This window comes from Paenibacillus nanensis, assembly GCF_003583765.1.
Lineage (GTDB): Bacteria > Bacillota > Bacilli > Paenibacillales > Paenibacillaceae > Pristimantibacillus > Pristimantibacillus nanensis.
Genome location: NZ_QXQA01000019.1, coordinates 1 through 18141 on the forward strand (window position 1 = coordinate 1; position 18141 = coordinate 18141).

The 18141-nt window shown below is 55.7% G+C and carries 18 protein-coding genes; all 18 read right to left on the reverse strand.

The features are described from left to right. Positions 1 to 166: 166 nt before the first annotated feature. The 18 genes from lysS to D3P08_RS23080 all read right to left on the reverse strand — a co-directional run bounded on the left by lysS (position 167) and on the right by D3P08_RS23080 (position 17714). Positions 167 to 1681, reverse strand: a complete 1515-nt coding sequence (lysS, locus tag D3P08_RS22995; RefSeq protein WP_119602476.1) for a lysine--tRNA ligase — start codon at positions 1679 to 1681, stop codon at positions 167 to 169. A gap of 92 nt (positions 1682 to 1773) precedes the next feature. Then, positions 1774 to 2250, reverse strand: a complete 477-nt coding sequence (gene greA, locus D3P08_RS23000) for a transcription elongation factor GreA (protein ID WP_119602477.1) — start codon at positions 2248 to 2250, stop codon at positions 1774 to 1776. Positions 2251 to 2541: 291 nt separating this feature from the next. Beyond that, positions 2542 to 3582: a tRNA dihydrouridine synthase DusB gene (gene dusB, locus D3P08_RS23005; RefSeq protein ID WP_119602478.1), complete on the reverse strand. Its 1041-nt coding sequence runs from the start codon at positions 3580 to 3582 to the stop codon at positions 2542 to 2544. Positions 3583 to 3590: 8 nt separating this feature from the next. After that, positions 3591 to 3800: a helix-turn-helix domain-containing protein gene (locus D3P08_RS23010; protein WP_119602479.1), complete on the reverse strand. Its 210-nt coding sequence runs from the start codon at positions 3798 to 3800 to the stop codon at positions 3591 to 3593. After that, positions 3752 to 4306: a 2-amino-4-hydroxy-6-hydroxymethyldihydropteridine diphosphokinase gene (gene folK, locus D3P08_RS23015; RefSeq protein WP_119602480.1), complete on the reverse strand. Its 555-nt coding sequence runs from the start codon at positions 4304 to 4306 to the stop codon at positions 3752 to 3754. Before folK ends, D3P08_RS23010 begins: the two co-directional genes overlap by 49 nt. Continuing rightward, the gene (folB, locus tag D3P08_RS23020) at positions 4284 to 4670 is read right to left on the reverse strand and encodes a dihydroneopterin aldolase (RefSeq protein ID WP_119602481.1); all 387 of its coding nucleotides are present in this window, start codon (positions 4668 to 4670) and stop codon (positions 4284 to 4286) included. Before folB ends, folK begins: the two co-directional genes overlap by 23 nt. Positions 4671 to 4784: 114 nt before the next feature. Further along, a complete protein-coding gene (gene folP / locus D3P08_RS23025) occupies positions 4785 to 5639 on the reverse strand; it encodes a dihydropteroate synthase (protein ID WP_119602482.1) in 855 nt (284 codons plus the stop codon). A gap of 1093 nt (positions 5640 to 6732) precedes the next feature. Beyond that, positions 6733 to 7626 (reverse strand): aminodeoxychorismate lyase, encoded by an 894-nt coding sequence (pabC, locus tag D3P08_RS23030; RefSeq protein WP_338068741.1) that lies wholly within the window; start codon positions 7624 to 7626, stop codon positions 6733 to 6735. Further along, positions 7623 to 8204: an aminodeoxychorismate/anthranilate synthase component II gene (pabA, locus tag D3P08_RS23035; RefSeq protein ID WP_119602483.1), complete on the reverse strand. Its 582-nt coding sequence runs from the start codon at positions 8202 to 8204 to the stop codon at positions 7623 to 7625. Before pabA ends, pabC begins: the two co-directional genes overlap by 4 nt. Positions 8205 to 8279: 75 nt before the next feature. Then, positions 8280 to 9860, reverse strand: a complete 1581-nt coding sequence (locus tag D3P08_RS23040; protein ID WP_119602484.1) for an anthranilate synthase component I family protein — start codon at positions 9858 to 9860, stop codon at positions 8280 to 8282. 119 nt (positions 9861 to 9979) lie between these two features. Next, positions 9980 to 10921: a cysteine synthase A gene (gene cysK / locus D3P08_RS23045; protein WP_119602485.1), complete on the reverse strand. Its 942-nt coding sequence runs from the start codon at positions 10919 to 10921 to the stop codon at positions 9980 to 9982. Positions 10922 to 11046: 125 nt separating this feature from the next. Continuing rightward, positions 11047 to 12012 carry a peptidylprolyl isomerase gene (locus D3P08_RS23050; protein ID WP_119602486.1) on the reverse strand — a complete coding sequence of 322 codons (966 nt, stop codon included), beginning with the start codon at positions 12010 to 12012 and terminating at the stop codon, positions 11047 to 11049. Between the two features lie 21 nt (positions 12013 to 12033). Further along, positions 12034 to 12939 (reverse strand): Hsp33 family molecular chaperone HslO, encoded by a 906-nt coding sequence (gene hslO, locus D3P08_RS23055; RefSeq protein WP_119602487.1) that lies wholly within the window; start codon positions 12937 to 12939, stop codon positions 12034 to 12036. Between the two features lie 2 nt (positions 12940 to 12941). Further along, entirely contained in the window at positions 12942 to 13712 is a 771-nt protein-coding gene (locus D3P08_RS23060) for a type III pantothenate kinase (protein ID WP_119602488.1), read from the reverse strand. Then, positions 13709 to 14593, reverse strand: a complete 885-nt coding sequence (gene nadC / locus D3P08_RS23065; protein ID WP_119602489.1) for a carboxylating nicotinate-nucleotide diphosphorylase — start codon at positions 14591 to 14593, stop codon at positions 13709 to 13711. The genes D3P08_RS23060 and nadC overlap by 4 nt, the downstream gene beginning before the upstream one ends. Further along, positions 14586 to 16199 (reverse strand): L-aspartate oxidase, encoded by a 1614-nt coding sequence (gene nadB / locus D3P08_RS23070; protein WP_119602490.1) that lies wholly within the window; start codon positions 16197 to 16199, stop codon positions 14586 to 14588. The genes nadC and nadB overlap by 8 nt, the downstream gene beginning before the upstream one ends. Before the next feature lie 54 nt (positions 16200 to 16253). Continuing rightward, entirely contained in the window at positions 16254 to 17192 is a 939-nt protein-coding gene (gene nadA, locus D3P08_RS23075; RefSeq protein ID WP_119602491.1) for a quinolinate synthase NadA, read from the reverse strand. A 312-nt stretch (positions 17193 to 17504) separates the two neighbouring features. After that, on the reverse strand, positions 17505 to 17714 hold the full coding sequence (locus D3P08_RS23080) for a hypothetical protein (RefSeq protein WP_147381842.1): 210 nt from the start codon (positions 17712 to 17714) through the stop codon (positions 17505 to 17507). Positions 17715 to 18141 lie beyond the last annotated feature (427 nt).

Genomic DNA, 18141 nt, shown 5'->3' on the forward strand with positions numbered 1-18141 from the left:
GATTAGATCGCAGCATCAGCGACACCTACCGTTCAGTTATTGTTAATTATATTATACAACATTAACGCGGTGTCGTCTTAAAATAATTAAACATATGAAAGGCTGTCGAGACTTTCTCGACAGCCTGAAGCCCCGCAATGCGGGACTTTCCTTTAAGAGATGTCGATTATTCGGCCGAACGATGCTCCCTCATGTGAGGGAATAGCAGAACGTCGCGGATTGACGGGGAGTCGGTAAGCAGCATGACCAGACGGTCGATGCCGATGCCGAGACCGCCGGTAGGCGGCATGCCGTATTCCAGCGCGCGGATGAAGTCTTCGTCCATCTCATGCGCTTCGTCGTTGCCCTGCTCCTTCTCTTCCAGCTGCGCTTCGAAACGCTCGCGCTGGTCGATCGGGTCGTTCAGTTCGGTGAAGGCATTCGCGTGCTCGCGGGCTACGATGAACAGCTCGAAACGGTCCGTAAAGCGCGGGTCCGCCTCGCTCTTCTTCGCAAGAGGCGAGATCGCGACCGGATGGCCGGTAACGAACGTCGGCTGAATAAGCGTCGCTTCGCAGCGCTCTTCGAAGAAAGCGTTCAGGATGTGGCCGAACGTCATATGCGGTTCAACCGGAATTTTGTGCTCCTTCGCAAGAGCATGCGCTTCTTCGTCGCTCATCTGTACGCCGAAGTCAACGCCGGTTACTTCCTTCACCAGGTCAACCATGCTTACGCGGCGCCAAGGCGGCGTCAGATCGACTTCATGGCCTTGGTATTTGATTTTGGTCGTGCCAAGCACTTCCTTCGCGATATGGGCGATCATGTTCTCGGTCAGCGCCATAATATCTTTGTAGTCAGCGTAAGCTTCGTACAGCTCGATCATTGTAAATTCAGGATTGTGGCGGGTCGAGATGCCTTCGTTCCGATAAACGCGGCCGATCTCGTACACCTTCTCCAGTCCGCCTACAATCAGGCGCTTCAGATGAAGCTCGATGGCGATCCGCATGTACAGCTGCATGTCCAGCGCGTTATGGTGCGTAATGAACGGACGAGCCGCCGCTCCGCCCGCGATCGAATGCAGGGTAGGCGTTTCAACCTCCAAATACCCGAGAGAGTCTAGGTAGCGGCGCATCGATTGGATGATTTTCGAACGGGCGATGAACGTCTGCTGAACGTCCGGATTGACGATCAGATCCACGTAGCGCTGGCGGTAGCGCAGCTCGACATCCTTCAGGCCATGATGCTTGTCCGGCAGCGGTAGCAGCGATTTGGTGAGCACCTCGACGTCAAGCGCCTTTACGGACACCTCGCCTGTGTTCGTTTTGAACACAACGCCGTGTACGCCTACGATGTCTCCGATATCCAGCATATCGAACGCCGCAAATTTATTCTCCGCTACGGAGTCTTTGCGCACGTAGATTTGAATACGGCCGGTCAGGTCTTGAATGTGAGCAAAGCCGGCTTTGCCCATGCCGCGCTTCTGCATAATACGGCCGGCGATGCTTACCTCGATTGCCTGCGACTCCAGCTCTTCCTTGCTGCTGCCCTCGTAAGCTTCCAAAATCTCTTTCGCATTATGCGTTCTGTTAAACTTCTGTCCGAACGGGTCGACGCCTAAGCCCCGTAGCTCGTCCAGCTTGTTTCTGCGGATTTGCAGAAGCTCGCTCAGCTCCTGCTCGTTGTTTTGGTTCTCATGTTCCACGTATGTTCATCTCCTTGACACTTGGCGCAATCGTTCAAATAACGCTCAAAAAGCTTCCTGCAAGGAAGCTTTCGAAAACGTTATAGCGCACCTTATTTTTTGATATCGACAATTTTATATTGAATAATGCCCGCTGGTACGTTTACTTCCACGACCGTGCCTTTCTTCTTGCCTAGAATCGCTTTGCCAACGGGGCTTTCGTTCGAAATTTTGTTCTGCAGCGGATCCGATTCCGCCGTTCCGACGATCGCGTACTCCATCGTATCGCCGAACTCCAAATCTTCTACGGTTACGATCGAACCGATGCTGACCGTATCGATATCAATCTCGTCGTTGTTAATAATACGGGCGTTGCGGAGCATTTTCTCAAGCGTGATGATCCGGCCTTCGATAAAGGCTTGTTCGTTCTTCGCATCCTCATACTCGGAGTTCTCGCTAATATCGCCATATCCGATAGCGATCTTAATACGCTCGGCTACTTCACGACGCTTGACCGACTTGAGATTCTCCAGCTCTTCTTCAAGCTTCTTCAAACCGTCCTGAGTCAGAATGATTTGCTTATCGTTCATCTTTCCGATTCTCCTGTCGTGTGACTAATTTTTCATACCGTGTATGAATTCACTGATACTTAATATATTACGCATGATGCCTATCATTACCTGCTGACAGCTGAGGAATGGAGGCTTTCATATCCATTGTTAGATTATATTGCACGATTATATTGCAAGGTATCCTGAATGTCAATCAAAGCCATCTAAGCGTTTGAAAACGTTTCACTTTCTCCGCATAAAAGGACAGACGCCGGCAAGCGGTTATTGTCATCCCTTGTCGAATAACCGCCGACTCGCGTCTTTATTTTTTTAGTGCACAACTTCCTCCAGCTCGGATGAGCTGGCGGTTAGGCTCGCCGTTGGCGCTGCATCGGCCTCTTCCTCAAGCGAGCTGATATAATTCTCGAGAATCGCAACCATACGGTCTCGTCCCGTCTCTTCCATAATAACGTCCTTCACGCGCGCGCCGCCAGGCAAGCCCTTCAAGTACCAAGCCAGATGCTTGCGCATCTCGCGGACGGCAGCAGCCTCGCTTCTGAGCGCGATGAGGCGGTCTAAATGAAGGATCGCGACCGCCATCTTCTCGCGCGGCGTCGGATCGCCGAGAAGCTCTCCCGTTTCCAGATACTGAATCGTGCGGTACAGCATCCACGGATTACCGAGCGCTCCGCGGCCGATCATGACGCCGTCAACGCCCGTGGTGTCCAGCATTCGCTTAGCATCCTCCGGCGTCACGACGTCCCCGTTGCCGATTACCGGGATGGAAACGGCGTTTTTGACTTCTTTTATAATGTCCCAGTTCGCTTTGCCCGTATAAAGCTGCTCCCGCGTGCGGCCGTGCACGCTGACAGCGCTGCCGCCCGCCCGTTCAACCGCTTGCGCGTTCTCCACGGCATAAATATGCTCGGCGTCCCAGCCGATACGCATTTTGACGGTGACCGGCTTGTCGACGGCGTCCACGACGGCGGATACCATCTCGTATATTTTGTTAGGGTCCAGCAGCCATCTGGCGCCAGCATCGCACTTGGTCACCTTCGGCACCGGGCACCCCATATTGATATCGATAATGTCGGCGTTGGTTTGCTTGTCGACGACCTTCGCCGCTTCAACCAGCGACGCACGGTCGCCTCCGAAGATCTGCAGGCTGAGCGGCTTCTCCCTCTCATCCACGAACAGCATCTCCATCGTGCGCTTATTCCCGTGCAGTATCGCTTTGTCGCTTACCATCTCCGCGCATACAAGGCCAGTGCCGAACTCTTTTGCAATCAGTCGGAATGCCGGGTTGCACACGCCTGCCATCGGCGCCAGCACGACTCTGTTTTTCATCTTGATGTCACCGATTTTCAGCATGCCTCTCCTTAGTCCTCCTTGGTCATGAGCTCCTCATAGCTGATTCCCAGCGTCTTGGCGATATGGTTCAGCAGCTTGGGGTCATTCTTTCTCGTGCCTCGCTCCAGTGATCCTAGTACAGCAACCGATACGCCAAGCTCCTTGGCCAGCTCTAGCTGTGTGTAGCCTTTCAGCTTCCGAAAAGCTCTGACGCGCTGCGCCAATTGGTTGTTTTCCATAACGTGATGCCTTCCTTTCTTCCCTGAAGCGACGCATGCGCCGCCTCCTGTACCTCCCTATGCAGCGGATGCGTCTCCGCCAGCACGTCATGTAAAGGCACAAGCACGAACGCCCGCTCCATCATACGCGGATGCGGCAGCGTCAGCTCCTCGTGATCCATTCTGACATTATCGTATAGGAGAAGATCGAGGTCAATGGTTCTTGGTCCCCAACGTTCATGTCGAATTCTCCCGAGGCGCTTCTCTAGCCCCAGCTGCACGTGAAGCAGCTGAACCGGCGTAAGAAGGGTCTGAACGGCAATCACCATATTCAGAAAAGAAGGCTGGTCGGTATATCCGACCGGATCCGTCTCGTATATGCCCGAGACGCGGGTGACGCGGATATCGGGATGATCGTCCAGCAGGCGGATCGCTTCCTGCAGCAGCTCTTCCCGGTCGCCCATGTTGGAGCCTAACGCGATGTAGGCTTCCGTCTCGGGCTGATTATGCTCGTATGATTCGGCCATTAGCATCCCGCTTTCTCGAAAGCTCGATCGTCACGCCATCGAAGTGAATATCGAAGGGCGGATGCGGCTTCGTGACCCGAACGGTCACTTCAATGACACTAGTATAAGCTTCCAGCACACGCGATGCAATGTGGCCGGCCAGCGCTTCAATCAGCTTGAAGGGCTTGCCCTCGACGATCTTTTTGGCCAGGGTATGCAGCTCCGCATAATTGACGGTATAGGTCAAGTCATCGGTATCTGCGGCTTGCGCAAGGTCCAGTGTCAAATCGATATCGACGTAAAATTGCTGGCCCAGCTTATTCTCTTCAGGGAACACGCCATGATAGCCGTAAAATTTCATTCCCCGCACGTTCATTCGATCCATGGTGTTACTCCTTCCTTGGGCGGGCTTCGGAGTTCTGTACTCGCCCTCTTGTTCGCGTTATTGCGCATGCGTATAGATTTGCGTCTGTGCGGCTGATTCGCGGCGCTCCCCGCTCTATTGGCGTGCGCGATAGAGGATGGCGTCCGCCATGAGGGCGGTCCGCTTGATAGCGCGGACGTCGTGGACGCGGACGATCTGCGCGCCGCGCGCGATGCCGAGGGCGACGGTCGCCGCCGTGCCCTCCACGACATCATCAGCCGGCGAGCCCAGCGTCTGCTGGATGAAGCGTTTGCGCGAGGTGCCGAGCAGCACCGGGTAGCCGAGCGCGGTCAGTTCATCCAGACGATCGAGAAGCTCGAGATTGTCTTCGTAGGTTTTGGCGAAGCCGATGCCGGGATCCAGCCAGACCCGGTCGTCGGCGACGCCGGCGTTGTGAGCGATGGCGACGCTGCTTCGCAGGTCGGCGAGCACGTCCGGGACGAAGTCGTTGTAGTCCCGGGCGTGGCGATTATGGCTGATGATGACGGGACAGCCATATTCCGCCGCTGCGGCGGCCATGTCGGGGTCGTGCTTGAGACCCCAGATGTCGTTGATGATATGCGCGCCCGCTTCGAGCGCCTGGCGCGCTGTTGCCGCCTTGTAGGTGTCGATGGACAGCGGCACCTGCGGCAGCGCTTCGCGTATGGCCGTAATAACGGGCAGGACGCGGCTCAGCTCTTCGTCGACGCTCACCGCCGCAAAGCCCGGCCGCGTCGACTCGCCTCCGATGTCGAGGATGTCGGCCCCCGCTTCCACCATCTGCTTCGCATGCTCGAGCGCCTTCTCGACATGCAGATAACGCCCGCCGTCCGAGAACGAATCCGGCGTCGCGTTCAAAATCCCCATCACGAGCGTACGCTTTCCCAGCTCCAGCTTCACACCGCCGCCCAAGTCGTAGGACCGCTCCCAGAAGGTCACTTTTTCTTTCATAGAATGCCGTCTCTCCTTTCTCTCTGTAGCTTACCCGGTCATAAACGGATTTCATAAAAATATGTAAATGCAAGATAGCGTGAATGTAAGACGCGTTTCCGCTACTGATGTCTGCCGCCAAACGTTGCAGCTGCCCGCTCTACTGCCGACTAACGCAACTGTAACCGTAATATTGCTGCAATGATCGTCCCGACGCCAATGTAACGGTAACATAGCCCACACTTCGGTCGCGACCCGCCAAATAAGGACAAAAGTGCACGTAATGGAGCGCCGCTGTCCGCAGTATACGAAATAGCGACAAAAGTGCACTTATTTCAAGGCATATGTAGGATAGTGGGGGAAAACGACGAAAATAGGTGTATTCTTGGCTCTATTACTCCCCAAACGCCTCATTCCGCAGAAAATAAGTGTACTTTTGTCCTTATAGCAAGCGGCGAGCAGCTGATGGCAATGTGTGCGAATTGGAGGGCAACTGCGAACCGACTTTTCGGGCTTGAGCCGCCTTATGTACTCTGTACTCTAGTTACTCCTCTACTCCGGCTATTCCGAACTGTACACACTCTCGGCGCACTTTAGACGCTTCACCCGACACTTTGTTGCTTGGAACGCGAGACGTAGCACTAGTTACTCCTCTATCCTTCCTGGCTATTCCTAACTCAACACACTCTCGGCGCACTTTAGACACTTAACCCGGCACTTTGTTGCTTGGATCGTGAGACGTAGCACTAGTTACTCCTCTACTCCGGCTATTCCGAACCGTACACACTCTCGGCGCACTTTAGACATTCTGATCTGACTTTCTGATCTGACTTAACTGCCCGGGAAGACCAATTGACGAGACCCGAGGTACTCTTGAATGGAAATGCCGACTCTCCACTCTCTCGACGCACCCTGTTGCTATTTGCGGCTTGGAGCACCACGTGATTCTCGTTCCTCCACTACCTACTCTATTTCGACCTACTAAGGCTGCGTACTCCCCGTCCACACGAAGACGAAGAGGCCTTTGAACGAAGAGCTGCCACGCAGCCACTAGCTCGTCTACGCCGGCCTCTTAAACCCTTCGCCACCTTAGCATTCCCTGCCGACCCGGCAATTAACGGGCCGTATCCTCGCGATAGAGCGCCAGCAGGCGGCGAGCGATCGGACCGGCTTGGCCTCCGCTGACCTGTGACCGTTCGCCGGCGGGGTCCGATAGCGTCGTGATCGGGATCAGCTCCTGGATCGAGTTGGTCATCCAGACTTCTTCCGCCTGCAGCAGGTCTTCCCAGCGGTAATATCCTTCCTCTGCCGGCAGACCGGCGGTCAGAGACAGCTCCAGCACGCGCTGACGCGTTACGCCGGGCAGGATGCCGGTGTCGATGGATGGCGTACGCACGACGCCGTCCTGCACAAAAAACAGATTGCTGACAATGCCCTCCGTCAGAAATCCCTGTTCGGTCAGCATCAGCCCTTCCGCATTGGGCGCCGGAGCCGAAGCCTGCCCCGCCTGCCCCAACAGCTCCCGCTTTGCGATAATATTGTTCATATAATGCAGCGACTTGAAGCGGACGGCGCCCTCGGGCGTATTCCGCCTTGTGCGAAGCAGCCGCAGCTCTCTCCCGCGCATGAGGAGCTCATCATTCGCCGGAGGCAGCTCCTTCACGAGCAGGATCACATTCGGCTGCTCATAGTCCCCCGTCGGCAGCCCGAGCGCGCCTTCCCCGGCGCTGACGGTCAGACGCACGTATCCGTCCGCAAGGCCGTTCTCCCGCAGCAGCTCGCTTGTCCACGCGAAGACCTCATCCGCGCTCATCCCGAATCGGATGCCCAGCTCCGCGCAGCCTCCGCGCAAACGGTCGAGATGCCGCTCCAGCAGGTACGGGCGGCCGCCGTATGTGCGAAACGTCTCGAACAACCCCAAACCGTACAAAAAGCCGTGATCATATACCGAGATCACAGCTTCATGGGCTTGTACGGTTTTGCCGTTCCAGCCAACCTTCATCGTCATTGCAGGACGCCGGACCGGTGCTTCAGAAAGTTGCGAAGCATCGTATGGCCGTGATCCGTTATGATCGATTCAGGATGGAATTGAACGCCTTCGATCGCATATTCCTTGTGGCGAAGCCCCATAATTTCGCCTTCCGCCGTCTCTGCGCTTATCTCAAGGCAGTCCGGCAGCGTCTCGCGGCGCACGATGAGCGAGTGGTAGCGCGTCGCCGTAAACGGAGACTCCATCCCTTCGAAAATCGATTTGCCGTCATGCAGAATTGGCGATGTCTTGCCGTGCATCAGCTTCTCCGCGCGCACAACCTCGCCGCCGAAGGCCTGTCCGATCGATTGATGGCCGAGGCATACGCCGAGGATCGGCACCTTGCCTTTGAAATGGTCAATCAACGATAAGCTGATTCCCGCCTCGTTAGGCGAGCAAGGGCCCGGCGAGATCAAGATATGATCGGGCGCCAGCTCTTCGATCCCCTTCAGGTCAATCTCGTCATTCCGCTTCACAACGATCTCTTGGCCCAGCTCTCCCAAGTACTGCACCAGGTTGTACGTGAACGAATCATAATTGTCAATTACGAGTATCATGCTCCGCATCCCCTCTTCTATTCTAAATTTTCGGCCTGCCCTGCTTCCCGCCGGCCCTGTTCTAAACTATGCTGCCTAGCTGTCTCTCCCAGAATGCCGTTCGCTGTACTCGATTGCTTTCCATAACGCCTTCGCCTTGCTAAGCGATTCAACATACTCCCGCTCCGGATCGGAATCGATGACGATACCCGCACCCGCTTGGATATGAACCTCGCCTTCCTTCAAAACCATCGTTCTAATAATAATATTAAATTCCATATCGCCATTGTAGTCAATCCATCCCAACGATCCCGTATACGGCCCTCGGCGAACCGGCTCCAGCTCTTCGATGATCTCCATCGTGCGGATCTTGGGCGCCCCTGTAATCGTCCCGCCCGGGAACGTCGCCGCGATCACGTCATAGGCGTCCTTCCCCTCGGCGAGCTCTCCTTCTACTTGCGAGACGAGATGCATGACATGGGAATAGTATTCGATGACCATCAGCTCTTTCACCTTCACCGTTCCGTACGTCGAGATTCGGCCAAGGTCATTGCGTTCCAGGTCAACGAGCATAATATGCTCCGCGCGCTCCTTCTCGTTCGTCCGCAGCTCCTCCGCGAACCGCTGCTCCTCTTCCTCCGTGCGGCCTCTGCGCCGCGTACCCGCGATGGGTCGCGTGGCAAGCGTGCGGCCCCTCAGCTCTACGAGCAGCTCCGGCGACGCCGATACAAGCTGGAAGTCCGGACAGCGCAAGAAGCCCATGTACGGGGACGGATTGACGAGGCGCAGCCATTCGTACAGCTCCTCCGGCGATTTCTCCGTGCGGCGCGTCTGCCTCTGCGAGAGATTCACCTGAAAGACGTCCCCCTGCCCGATGTACCGCTGGATCGCCCGCACCGCATCCATATAGCTCTCTTTTGAAGTTGGAGACGTAATCCCGCCAAAAGCTTCAATATCGATATGGAGAGACTCTCTCTCCATCACGGCCAGACGCTCGGCCCTTGCTTTCTCCGCCCGCACACGAGCTTTGTCTTCCTCGAACCAGGTGAGCCAGTAATCGGCCATGCCTTCGGCGCGCTGCACCGCCCGGTCATAGACAGCCCTCAGCTCTTCCTCCGAGCAGCCGAACGCGACGGGACTATGGACCACGCAATAGACAACGCTTTTCTTATAGTCGATAATCCATATCTCGTTCATGCGAAGGAACAAATAGTCCGGCAGCGCCAGATCATCCGCCGCGATCTCCGGCAGCCTCTCGATGCTCCGCACAATGTCGTAGCTCCAATAGCCGACGCAGCCGCCCAGCCATTTCGGCGCGTCTTCGCCCTCCAGCCGCGGCCCGCAGCCGTCGCTCATCCAAGCGCGCACAACCTCGAGCGGCTTGCCCTTCCAAGCCTTACGCTCCGGCGTCTGCTCGTCCAGACCGCGGAACGCGACCGATTCCGCCTGGTTGCCTTTGCCGCGGATAACGCTGTCCGGATGAAGACCCAAGTAGGTGTACCGCCCGTCCTTGCCGCTCTCCAGCACGAACGCGTACGGCGAGGCGTCCTGCCATGCTTCCTCCCAGGACAAAATGCCGCTTGCTTCCTCCCGCAGCGAAAGCTCCATCACGACCGGAAGCGTCGTATATTTCTGCTCGGCCCGCCACCGAAGCCATTCATCCCAAGCGGTGACCATGGTCTAATATCCCCCGTTCTCGAAGCTTATTTCGCTCAGTATACAGAATCGCAGAGTAAAAGAAAAGCGTCCTCCATCCTTAAGAATGGAAGACGCTTCCTATCCGTTCGAAGCGGTAATTAGTTATCGAAGTTGAACAATGGCGTGCTCAGGTAACGTTCGCCGTTGCTTGGCACGATAGCGACTACGCGCTTGCCTTTGCCCAGTTCCTTCGCTACTTTCAGAGCCGCAAAAATAGCGGCGCCGGAAGAAATACCGCACAGAATGCCTTCTTCTTTCGCCGCGCGGCGCGCGTATTCGAAAGCATCTTCATTCTCGACGGTAATAACGCCGTCGTAGATTTCACGGTTCAGGATATCCGGGATAAAGTTAGCGCCGATACCTTGGATTTTATGAGGACCTGGGTTGCCGCCCGACAGCAGCGGGGAAGCAGCCGGCTCAACCGCATAGACTTTAACGTCCGGGAAGTTCTTTTTGAGCACTTCGCCTGCGCCGGAGATTGTCCCGCCAGTACCGATACCCGCAACGAAAGCATCCAGCTTGCCGTCCAGCGAGTTGATCGCCTCTACGATCTCCGGGCCAGTCGTTTCGCGGTGGATTTTCACGTTCGCTTGGTTTTTAAATTGCTGCGGCATGAAATAGGACGGGTTCTCCTTCACAAGCTCTTCCGCTTTGCGAACCGCGCCGTTCATTCCTTCAGAGCCCGGTGTCAGCACCAGCTCAGCGCCGTAAGCGCGAAGCAGGTTGCGGCGCTCGATGCTCATCGTCTCCGGCATTACCAGAATCGCTTTGTAGCCCTTTGCGGCAGCTACCATCGCAAGGCCGATACCCGTGTTGCCGCTTGTCGGCTCAACGATTGTCGTTTCGCCCGCTTTAATTTTGCCTTCTTGCTCTGCTACTTCGATCATGCTGATTGCAATACGATCTTTAACGCTGGCGCCTGGGTTTTGGTACTCCAGCTTTACATAAATCTCTGCGCTGTCTTCAGGCACAAGACGGTTCAAACGTACGAGGGGTGTATCTCCGATCAATTCTGTAACGCTCTGCACAATTTTCGCCATGGGAAGAAAGGCCTCCTTATTCCGACTAAAATAGTTGGTTTTGACTAATTCCATCTTATCAATGTCATGCTTCCGTTGTCAATAGCCTCTTTCCTTTTGATTGGAAAACGTTATCATACCCGTCCTTACTTCATAATGGCCGCTCCATAGCGAGTCAGGAGCTCGTCCTCCAGCTCCCGTATCGGCCTAGCCCTCTCAAGCGCCAGCTGCCTGCGTACCGCTTGGTACAGCTGATCGCCTGTCAGCCCGGAGGTCGACTTTTTGCCGGCCAGCTCGATCACCGCATACCCTTCCTCCAGCTCAATCGGACCGGCGATTTCGGCTACCGCCAACCCCGCCGCAGCGTTTAACACCGCTTCGTCGTAAAAGGGGTCGTCCGCTTCGATCAAGCCGAGATCGCCGCCATTCTCCGCGGAGTAAGCATCGATCGAATAATTCGAAGCCAGCTCGGCGAAATCTCCGCCGTCCTCCAGCATAGACAGGACCGACTCCGCCTGCTCGCGCGTTGAAGTCACGATCCACTTCAGATGGTATTGCTCCCTGGAGCCGAACTGCTCCGGATGCTCATCAATGTAACGTTCTATTTCATCGTCGGTCACGGGATAATCGCGAACCGTTATTTTCTCCATCAACAGCCGGTACTTGATTTCGTCCATTATTTGCGTTTCCGACATGCCCAGCTGTTCCTTCATGACTTTGAAGTATTCTTCCTCACTTCCATAGCCTTCAGCCGATCTTGCAAGCTCCAGCTCAATCTCATCCGGCGTCAGCGTGAGACCGGAAGCTTCCGCTTCCTTGTCAATCGCAATCCGCACCATCATGACTCGAAGCACTGCGTCTCCGTACTGCTCCAACAGCTCATCCGTCAACTCGTTCATCGTAATGGTCTTTCCGCCAACTGAGGCTACGACAGCTTGACTATTCGTCCCGCTTCCTTCCTGCACAGGAATATCCGGCGTGCCCGAATTTTCCTGGTCCCCGCTCTTTAGTCCCGGCAAAGGCCATACCTTCACCATCACCATGCCCGTGAGAGCAATCATGCAGACGGCTTGAAGGATGACAACGGCCTTCAAAACCTCATTTCTTTTCATCGGCCTACGACTGCCCTTCCATTATTGAATCGGCCGCGGCTTCGCCTGCTCCAGAATCTGCTCCAGCTGCTCTCTTCCAAAATGATAAGCCTCATTGCAGAAAGGACAGACGACTTCCGCTTGACCGTCTTCTTCAATAATGCTCCGCAGCTCGTGCTCGCCGAGACTGATAAGCGTCCGTTCTACCTTTTCTACCGAGCAATGGCATTTGAATACGAGCGGCATGGTGTCATGAATGATCAGATCATCGCCCCCGACAACCTCACGCAGCAGATCCTCCGGCGTCGCGCCTTGCGACATTAGCGTCGTGACCGGCGGCAATTTCGCTATCGCCTCTTCCAGCCGCGTAATTTCCGCGTCGGTCAAGCCCGGCATCAATTGGACGATGAACCCGCCGGCGTGCAGCACGCTGTTGTCATTCTCGACAAGAACGCCGACGCCTACCGCAGACGGGGTCTGCTCGGACACAGCGAAGTAGTAGGTGAAGTCCTCGCCCAGCTCGCCGGAAATGATCGGAACGCTGCCGCGGTACGGCTCTTTCAGTCCCAAGTCCTTCGTTACATAAATATTGCCGGATCTGCCGACTGCGCCCGCCACGTCCAGCTTGCCTTGCGCGTTGCTGCCGTGATGCGCTTGCGGATGATCCACATAGCCGCGAAGCTCGCCTTCGGCGTTCGCGTCGACGACGATTTGGCCGATCGGCCCGTCGCCCCTCACTTGAATGGTCAGCCGCTCCTTGCCCTTCAGCATCGCGCCCATCATCGCGCCGACGGACAGCGTCCGGCCCAGCGCCGCCGTTGCGGTCGGGAACGTATCATGCCTGCGGCGAAGCTCCTCCACGATGTTTGTTGTACGAACGGCAAACACGCGGATTTTACCATCCCATGCTGTTCCCCTGATCAGCACGTCCTTCAACAGCTCTTCCATTCTTAACCCTCCTGATTGCGTTCATAAATGAGCCGCAGGCCTTCGAGCGTCAGCAGCGGATCGACTTCCTCTATCGTTTCCGATTCGGCAGCGATTAACTCCGCCAGTCCTCCCGTTGCGATCACGCGTGGATTTACGCCGAACTCGGCTCTAATGCGATTTACAATACCGTCAACTTGCCCCGCATAGCCAAAAATAATCCCTGCCTGCATCGAAGTCACCGGATTGCGTCCTATGACGCTTTTCGGCTTCGCCAGCTCGATGCGCGGCAGCTTCGCCGCTCTTTGATACAGGGCTTCCGTCGAGATGCCGATGCCCGGCACGATCGCCCCGCCCAAATAATTGCCCCCGGCGTCAATATAATCGAAGGTTGTCGCCGTTCCGAAGTCGACGACAATAAGCGGCATGCCGTACTTCTCGATGCCCGCTACCGAGTTGACGATACGGTCTGCTCCCACTTCTCTTGGATTTTCGTAACGAATATTAAGCCCCGTCTTTACGCCGGGACCAACAACGATTGGGCTTTTGCGCACATACTTCAAGCATAGCTGCTCGAGCGTCCGCATCAGCGGCGGCACGACGGAGGAGATAATGACGCCCTCCACCTTCTCCATCTTCAGTCCCGCGTAGCTGAACAAATTATGTATATTCATGCCGTACTCGTCTACGGTTGCGGAACGATTGGTGCTGAGGCGCCAATGGTGGAGCAGCTCCTTGCCCTTATAGATGCCGAGCACAATATTCGTATTGCCTACGTCGATTACAAGGATCATCCGCGTCCAACCTCCTTCTTCTCGTTCAAGTCCAGACTGATGTCGAGCGCTTGGAACGAGTAAGTGAGGCCGCCTACGGAGATCACGTCTACACCGCAGGATGCGATGCCGTGAATGGTCGACAGCGTAACGCCGCCCGATGCTTCCACGATTACATGAGGCGATTTCGCCTTCACCATCGCAACGGCTTCCTTCATCATGTCATGCGGCATATTGTCCAGCATAATGATGTCCGCGCCGCATACAAGCGCTTCCTCCACCTGCGAGAGCGACTCCGTCTCCACCTCTATTTTCATCGTATGCGGGATCTGCTTCCGCGCTGACGTCACCGCTTCCGCAATGCCGCCCGCGCCTTTGATATGATTGTCCTTGATCATGACCGCATCATATAGACCGAACCGATGATTGGCTCCGCCGCCCACGCGAACCGCGTATTTCTCAAGCATCCGATGTCCCGGCGTCGTCTTGCGCGTGTCCACCAGCCGTACGGGCAGCCCTTGCAGCGCGTCGACAAAAGCCTTCGTCTTCGTCGCGATGCCGGACATCCGCTGCATCAGGTTCAGCGCCAAACGCTCGCCTGTCAAAATGCTGTGCGTACTGCCCTCTACTTCTATAATAACCGTTCCTTTGGTTACGGAGTCGCCATCCTCGGCAAAAGAACGGAATTCCAGCTCCGGATCCACCACGTGAAAAACAAGCTTGGCCACTGGAATGCCCGCAATAACGCCGTTTTCTTTGACATGAATGACAGCCTTCGAACGCGAGCCGCGCTTAATAGTCGTCTCGGTCGTAATGTCGCCGCTTCCGATATCCTCCGCCAGCCAGCCTTTGATCTGGGCGCGCAGCGCCTCGTCGTAACCGCCAGTCGTCCACTCAAACATCTTCAATCCGCTCCTCGGTTATTCCTTGTGTCCGGTGCAGCACCGTATGCTTCCTCCAATTCGCGTCGTCGCGCGCAGGGAAATCCTCCCGGTAATGCGCTCCCCGGCTTTCCTCGCGCTGCAGCGCCGCTTCCGTCGTCAGCATTGCGCAGGTCAGCAAATTCGCGAATTCATATTCTTCCCGCTCCGTCAGAATAGACTGAAAAATCGGCAGCTGCCGCTTCAGCTCCTCCAGCCCCTTCTTCAGTCCCGCTTCGCTTCGCTTCAGCCCCGCGTACCGGACCATGACCTTCTGCAGCTTCAGCCTCCGCTCCACAACTGCCTGAATCGGCGCGCTGCTTCTCTCCAGCTCAATCTCAATGTGAGGCGCGGCCTCGAGCTCCGGCAGCTCTTCGATCCGTTTCACGATTCGGCGGCCGAACACGATCGCCTCGGACAAGGAATTGCTCGCCAGACGGTTCGCGCCGTGCACGCCGGTCGAAGAGACTTCGCCGCAAGCGAACAGCCTTTTAATATTCGTCTCGCCGTTCAAGTCGGTTCTCACGCCGCCCATCATATAGTGCATCGCCGGCGCAACCGGAATCCAGTCCGTGGTCAGATCGAGACCGTATCGCAAGCAGGTTTCGTAGATCGTTGGAAAACGGTGCTTCACCATCTCCGGCGACTCATGCGTAATATCGATATAGACGAAGGTCGATTTCGTCTCCTCCATCTCGCTGACGATGGCGCGGGCGACGATGTCGCGCGGCGCAAGCTCCAGCTGCTCGTGGTAACGCTCCATGAAGCGCTCGCCTTTGATGTTGCGGAGAATCGCGCCTTCGCCGCGTACGGCTTCCGAGATGAGGAATCTCGGCGCTCCCGGATAACAAAGCGCTGTCGGATGGAACTGGATAAATTCCGAGTCCCTTATGAACGCGCCCGCGCGATATGCCATCGCGACGCCGTCGCCGGTCGCCACCTCCGGATTCGTCGTATAACGATAGAGCTGCCCAGCTCCGCCGGAGCAGAGAATCGTCGCTTTGCCGCGCACGAATAAGCGCTCTCCGTTCTGCTTCTGGACGATGGCGCCGCAGCATTCTCCGTCCTGCGTCACCAAATCGATGACAAAATGATCGTCCCACACCTCAATCTTCGGATTCGCCACCGCCGTTTCGGACAACGCGCGGACGATTTCAAAGCCGGTGGCATCTCCGTTCGCATGCAGGATGCGCCGCTGGCTGTGCGCGCCTTCCTTGGTGAGAGCGAATTCGCCGTTCTCCTGATCGAACTGCGTTCCCATCTTGATCAAGCTGCGCACGCCCTTCGGTCCTTCATGGACCAGCACGTCCACCGCTTCGCGATCGCAGAGTCCGGCCCCTGCAATTAATGTGTCCTGAAGATGATATTCGAAGGAGTCCTCATCGGAAATAACGGCCGCGATGCCGCCTTGCGCGTACCTGGTATTGCTGTCGAGCAGCGATTTTTTTGTAATCATAAGGACGGAATGCTTCTCACTTGCCCGTATAGCCGTAAAAAGACCGGCAATGCCGGCCCCTATAACGATTACATCTTTATCCAGAACGGGCAGCTTATCCAGCTCCACGTCGACCAAATATCTAGGAATCATGGCGGTCCTCCAATTTGTTCACTCACGTATCCCGCGGTAAAGGAGCAGCGCATGCTACTTCACCTGCAGCATGCGCTCCAATGACATACGGGCTTTGTCCGCGACTGCAGGCGGAACATAGATCTGAGGCTGCATCGTCTCTAGCGCTTTGACGAGCTTCTTCAAATTGTTCACCTTCATATTCGGACAAACCAAATATTTCGACGCGAAATGGAACGTCTTGTTCGGGCTGTCGAGTCTCAGCTGATAGCCTGTGCCATCCTCCGTACCGACGATAAACTCCTGGCAGTCGGATTCCTTGCAATATTTTATGATAGCCGTTGTGCTTCCTACAAAATCCCCCAGCTCCACAACCTCCGGACGGCATTCCGGATGGACGACGAACTGCGCGTTCGGATACTTCGCCTTCATCTCCTCGACGTCCTTGACCGTCAGCATGTCGTGCGTGTTGCAGTAGCCTTCCCAGATGATCATTTTCTTATCGGTATGCTGCTGCACGTAGTGGCCCAGGTTTTTGTCCGGCACCCAGATCACTTCGTCTCCCTCAACGGAGTTGACGACCTTCACCGCGTTCGCGGATGTACAGCAAATATCCGTCTCCGCTTTGATCTCGGCCGACGAGTTAATGTAGGTAACAACCTTCGCGTTCGGGTGCTGCGCCTTCAGCTTGCGAAGACCGTCCACGTTCACCATGTCCGCCATTGGGCAGCCCGCGCGTTCGTCGGGGATAATAACCGTTTTGTTCGGAGCCAAAATTTTGGCGCTCTCCCCCATAAAATGAACGCCGCAAAATACGATAACCTCCGCATCCGTCTGCGCCGCTTTTTGTGCGAGCAAGAAGGAGTCGCCGCGGAAATCCGCCACTTCCTGAATTTCGTCCCGCTGATAATAATGTGCAAGTATGATGGCATTACGCTCTTTCTTCAACTGCATTAGCCGTTCACGAAGCTCACGGTTCTGCTCCGCCTTGCGTTCCAGTGCCAGTGCCTCCACAATGATCCACTCCTCTTATGAGGGATAGGTTAAGTTGCAATAAGCCCCCGAACCCATTCCGTTATGCGGCATAAAGCGACTAGATTTGACTTTGTGAAATGATGCACAAAGTCGGCAAGTCGCTTACCTATAGTTTGAACCAAAAAGGGTTAATTCATTTGATTAAGATTTAATTTACACTTGGCAGTTAGGTCTGTCAATGGATGCTTGCGCTTTTTATGAGAAAATGGTAAATGTCATTTTCGCCATGAGCACGGAGAGACTGCCGTTCACAGCTGCCCAGCGAGCTCCGCCTCGCCCTGCAAGGGTATTTTATGCCGTTACAGCTACTCCAACCGCATCCTTCCGCCCTGCAATGGTGTTTTTCGCCATTACAGCCACCCAACCACCGCCATCCCACCCTGCAACGGTCTTTTCCACCGTTACAGCTACTTCAACCGCATCCTTCCGCCTTGCAATGGTGTTTTTCGCCGTTACAGCCGCCCAACCAGCTCCATCCCAACCTGCAACGGTGTTTTTCACCACTACAGCTACTTAATCCGCATCCTTCCGCCCTGCAATGGTATTTTTCACCGTTACAGCCGCTCAACCAGCTCCATCCCAACCTGCAGCGGTGTTTTCCACCATTACAGCTACCGAAACGGTTCATGCCGCCCTGCAGTGGTGTTTTCCACCGTTACGGCCGCCCAGCCAGCTCCATCCCAACCTGCAACGGTGTTTTTCGCCATTACAGCTACCTCAATCGCATCCTTCCGCCCTGCAATGGTGTTTTTCGCCATTACAGCTACCGAAACGGCTCAATACCGCCTTGCAATGGTGCTTTTCACCGTTACAGCCGCCCAACCACCGCCATCCAACCCCTCAATGGTGTTTTCCACCATTACAGCCGGTCCAACGCGCACCATCTAAGCAGCAAACAAAAAAAACCATCGCGCCCCACCCGCTTGCC

What these genes read in the sequence shown, in the direction of transcription:
- nadB (WP_119602490.1), bottom strand. Translation starts at nt 16,199, where the DNA reads ATGATTCCTAGATATTTGGTCGACGTGGAGCTGGATAAGCTGCCCGTT.
- D3P08_RS23040 (WP_119602484.1), bottom strand. Translation starts at nt 9,860, where the DNA reads ATGGTCACCGCTTGGGATGAATGGCTTCGGTGGCGGGCCGAGCAGAAA.
- pabC (WP_338068741.1), bottom strand. Translation starts at nt 7,626, where the DNA reads ATGACGATGAAGGTTGGCTGGAACGGCAAAACCGTACAAGCCCATGAA.
- D3P08_RS23060 (WP_119602488.1), bottom strand. Translation starts at nt 13,712, where the DNA reads ATGATCCTTGTAATCGACGTAGGCAATACGAATATTGTGCTCGGCATC.
- greA (WP_119602477.1), bottom strand. Translation starts at nt 2,250, where the DNA reads ATGAACGATAAGCAAATCATTCTGACTCAGGACGGTTTGAAGAAGCTT.
- dusB (WP_119602478.1), bottom strand. Translation starts at nt 3,582, where the DNA reads ATGCTGAAAATCGGTGACATCAAGATGAAAAACAGAGTCGTGCTGGCG.
- D3P08_RS23010 (WP_119602479.1), bottom strand. Translation starts at nt 3,800, where the DNA reads ATGGAAAACAACCAATTGGCGCAGCGCGTCAGAGCTTTTCGGAAGCTG.
- D3P08_RS23050 (WP_119602486.1), bottom strand. Translation starts at nt 12,012, where the DNA reads ATGAAAAGAAATGAGGTTTTGAAGGCCGTTGTCATCCTTCAAGCCGTC.
- nadC (WP_119602489.1), bottom strand. Translation starts at nt 14,593, where the DNA reads ATGTTTGAGTGGACGACTGGCGGTTACGACGAGGCGCTGCGCGCCCAG.
- cysK (WP_119602485.1), bottom strand. Translation starts at nt 10,921, where the DNA reads ATGGCGAAAATTGTGCAGAGCGTTACAGAATTGATCGGAGATACACCC.
- pabA (WP_119602483.1), bottom strand. Translation starts at nt 8,204, where the DNA reads ATGATACTCGTAATTGACAATTATGATTCGTTCACGTACAACCTGGTG.
- folP (WP_119602482.1), bottom strand. Translation starts at nt 5,639, where the DNA reads ATGAAAGAAAAAGTGACCTTCTGGGAGCGGTCCTACGACTTGGGCGGC.
- folK (WP_119602480.1), bottom strand. Translation starts at nt 4,306, where the DNA reads ATGGCCGAATCATACGAGCATAATCAGCCCGAGACGGAAGCCTACATC.
- folB (WP_119602481.1), bottom strand. Translation starts at nt 4,670, where the DNA reads ATGGATCGAATGAACGTGCGGGGAATGAAATTTTACGGCTATCATGGC.
- hslO (WP_119602487.1), bottom strand. Translation starts at nt 12,939, where the DNA reads ATGGAAGAGCTGTTGAAGGACGTGCTGATCAGGGGAACAGCATGGGAT.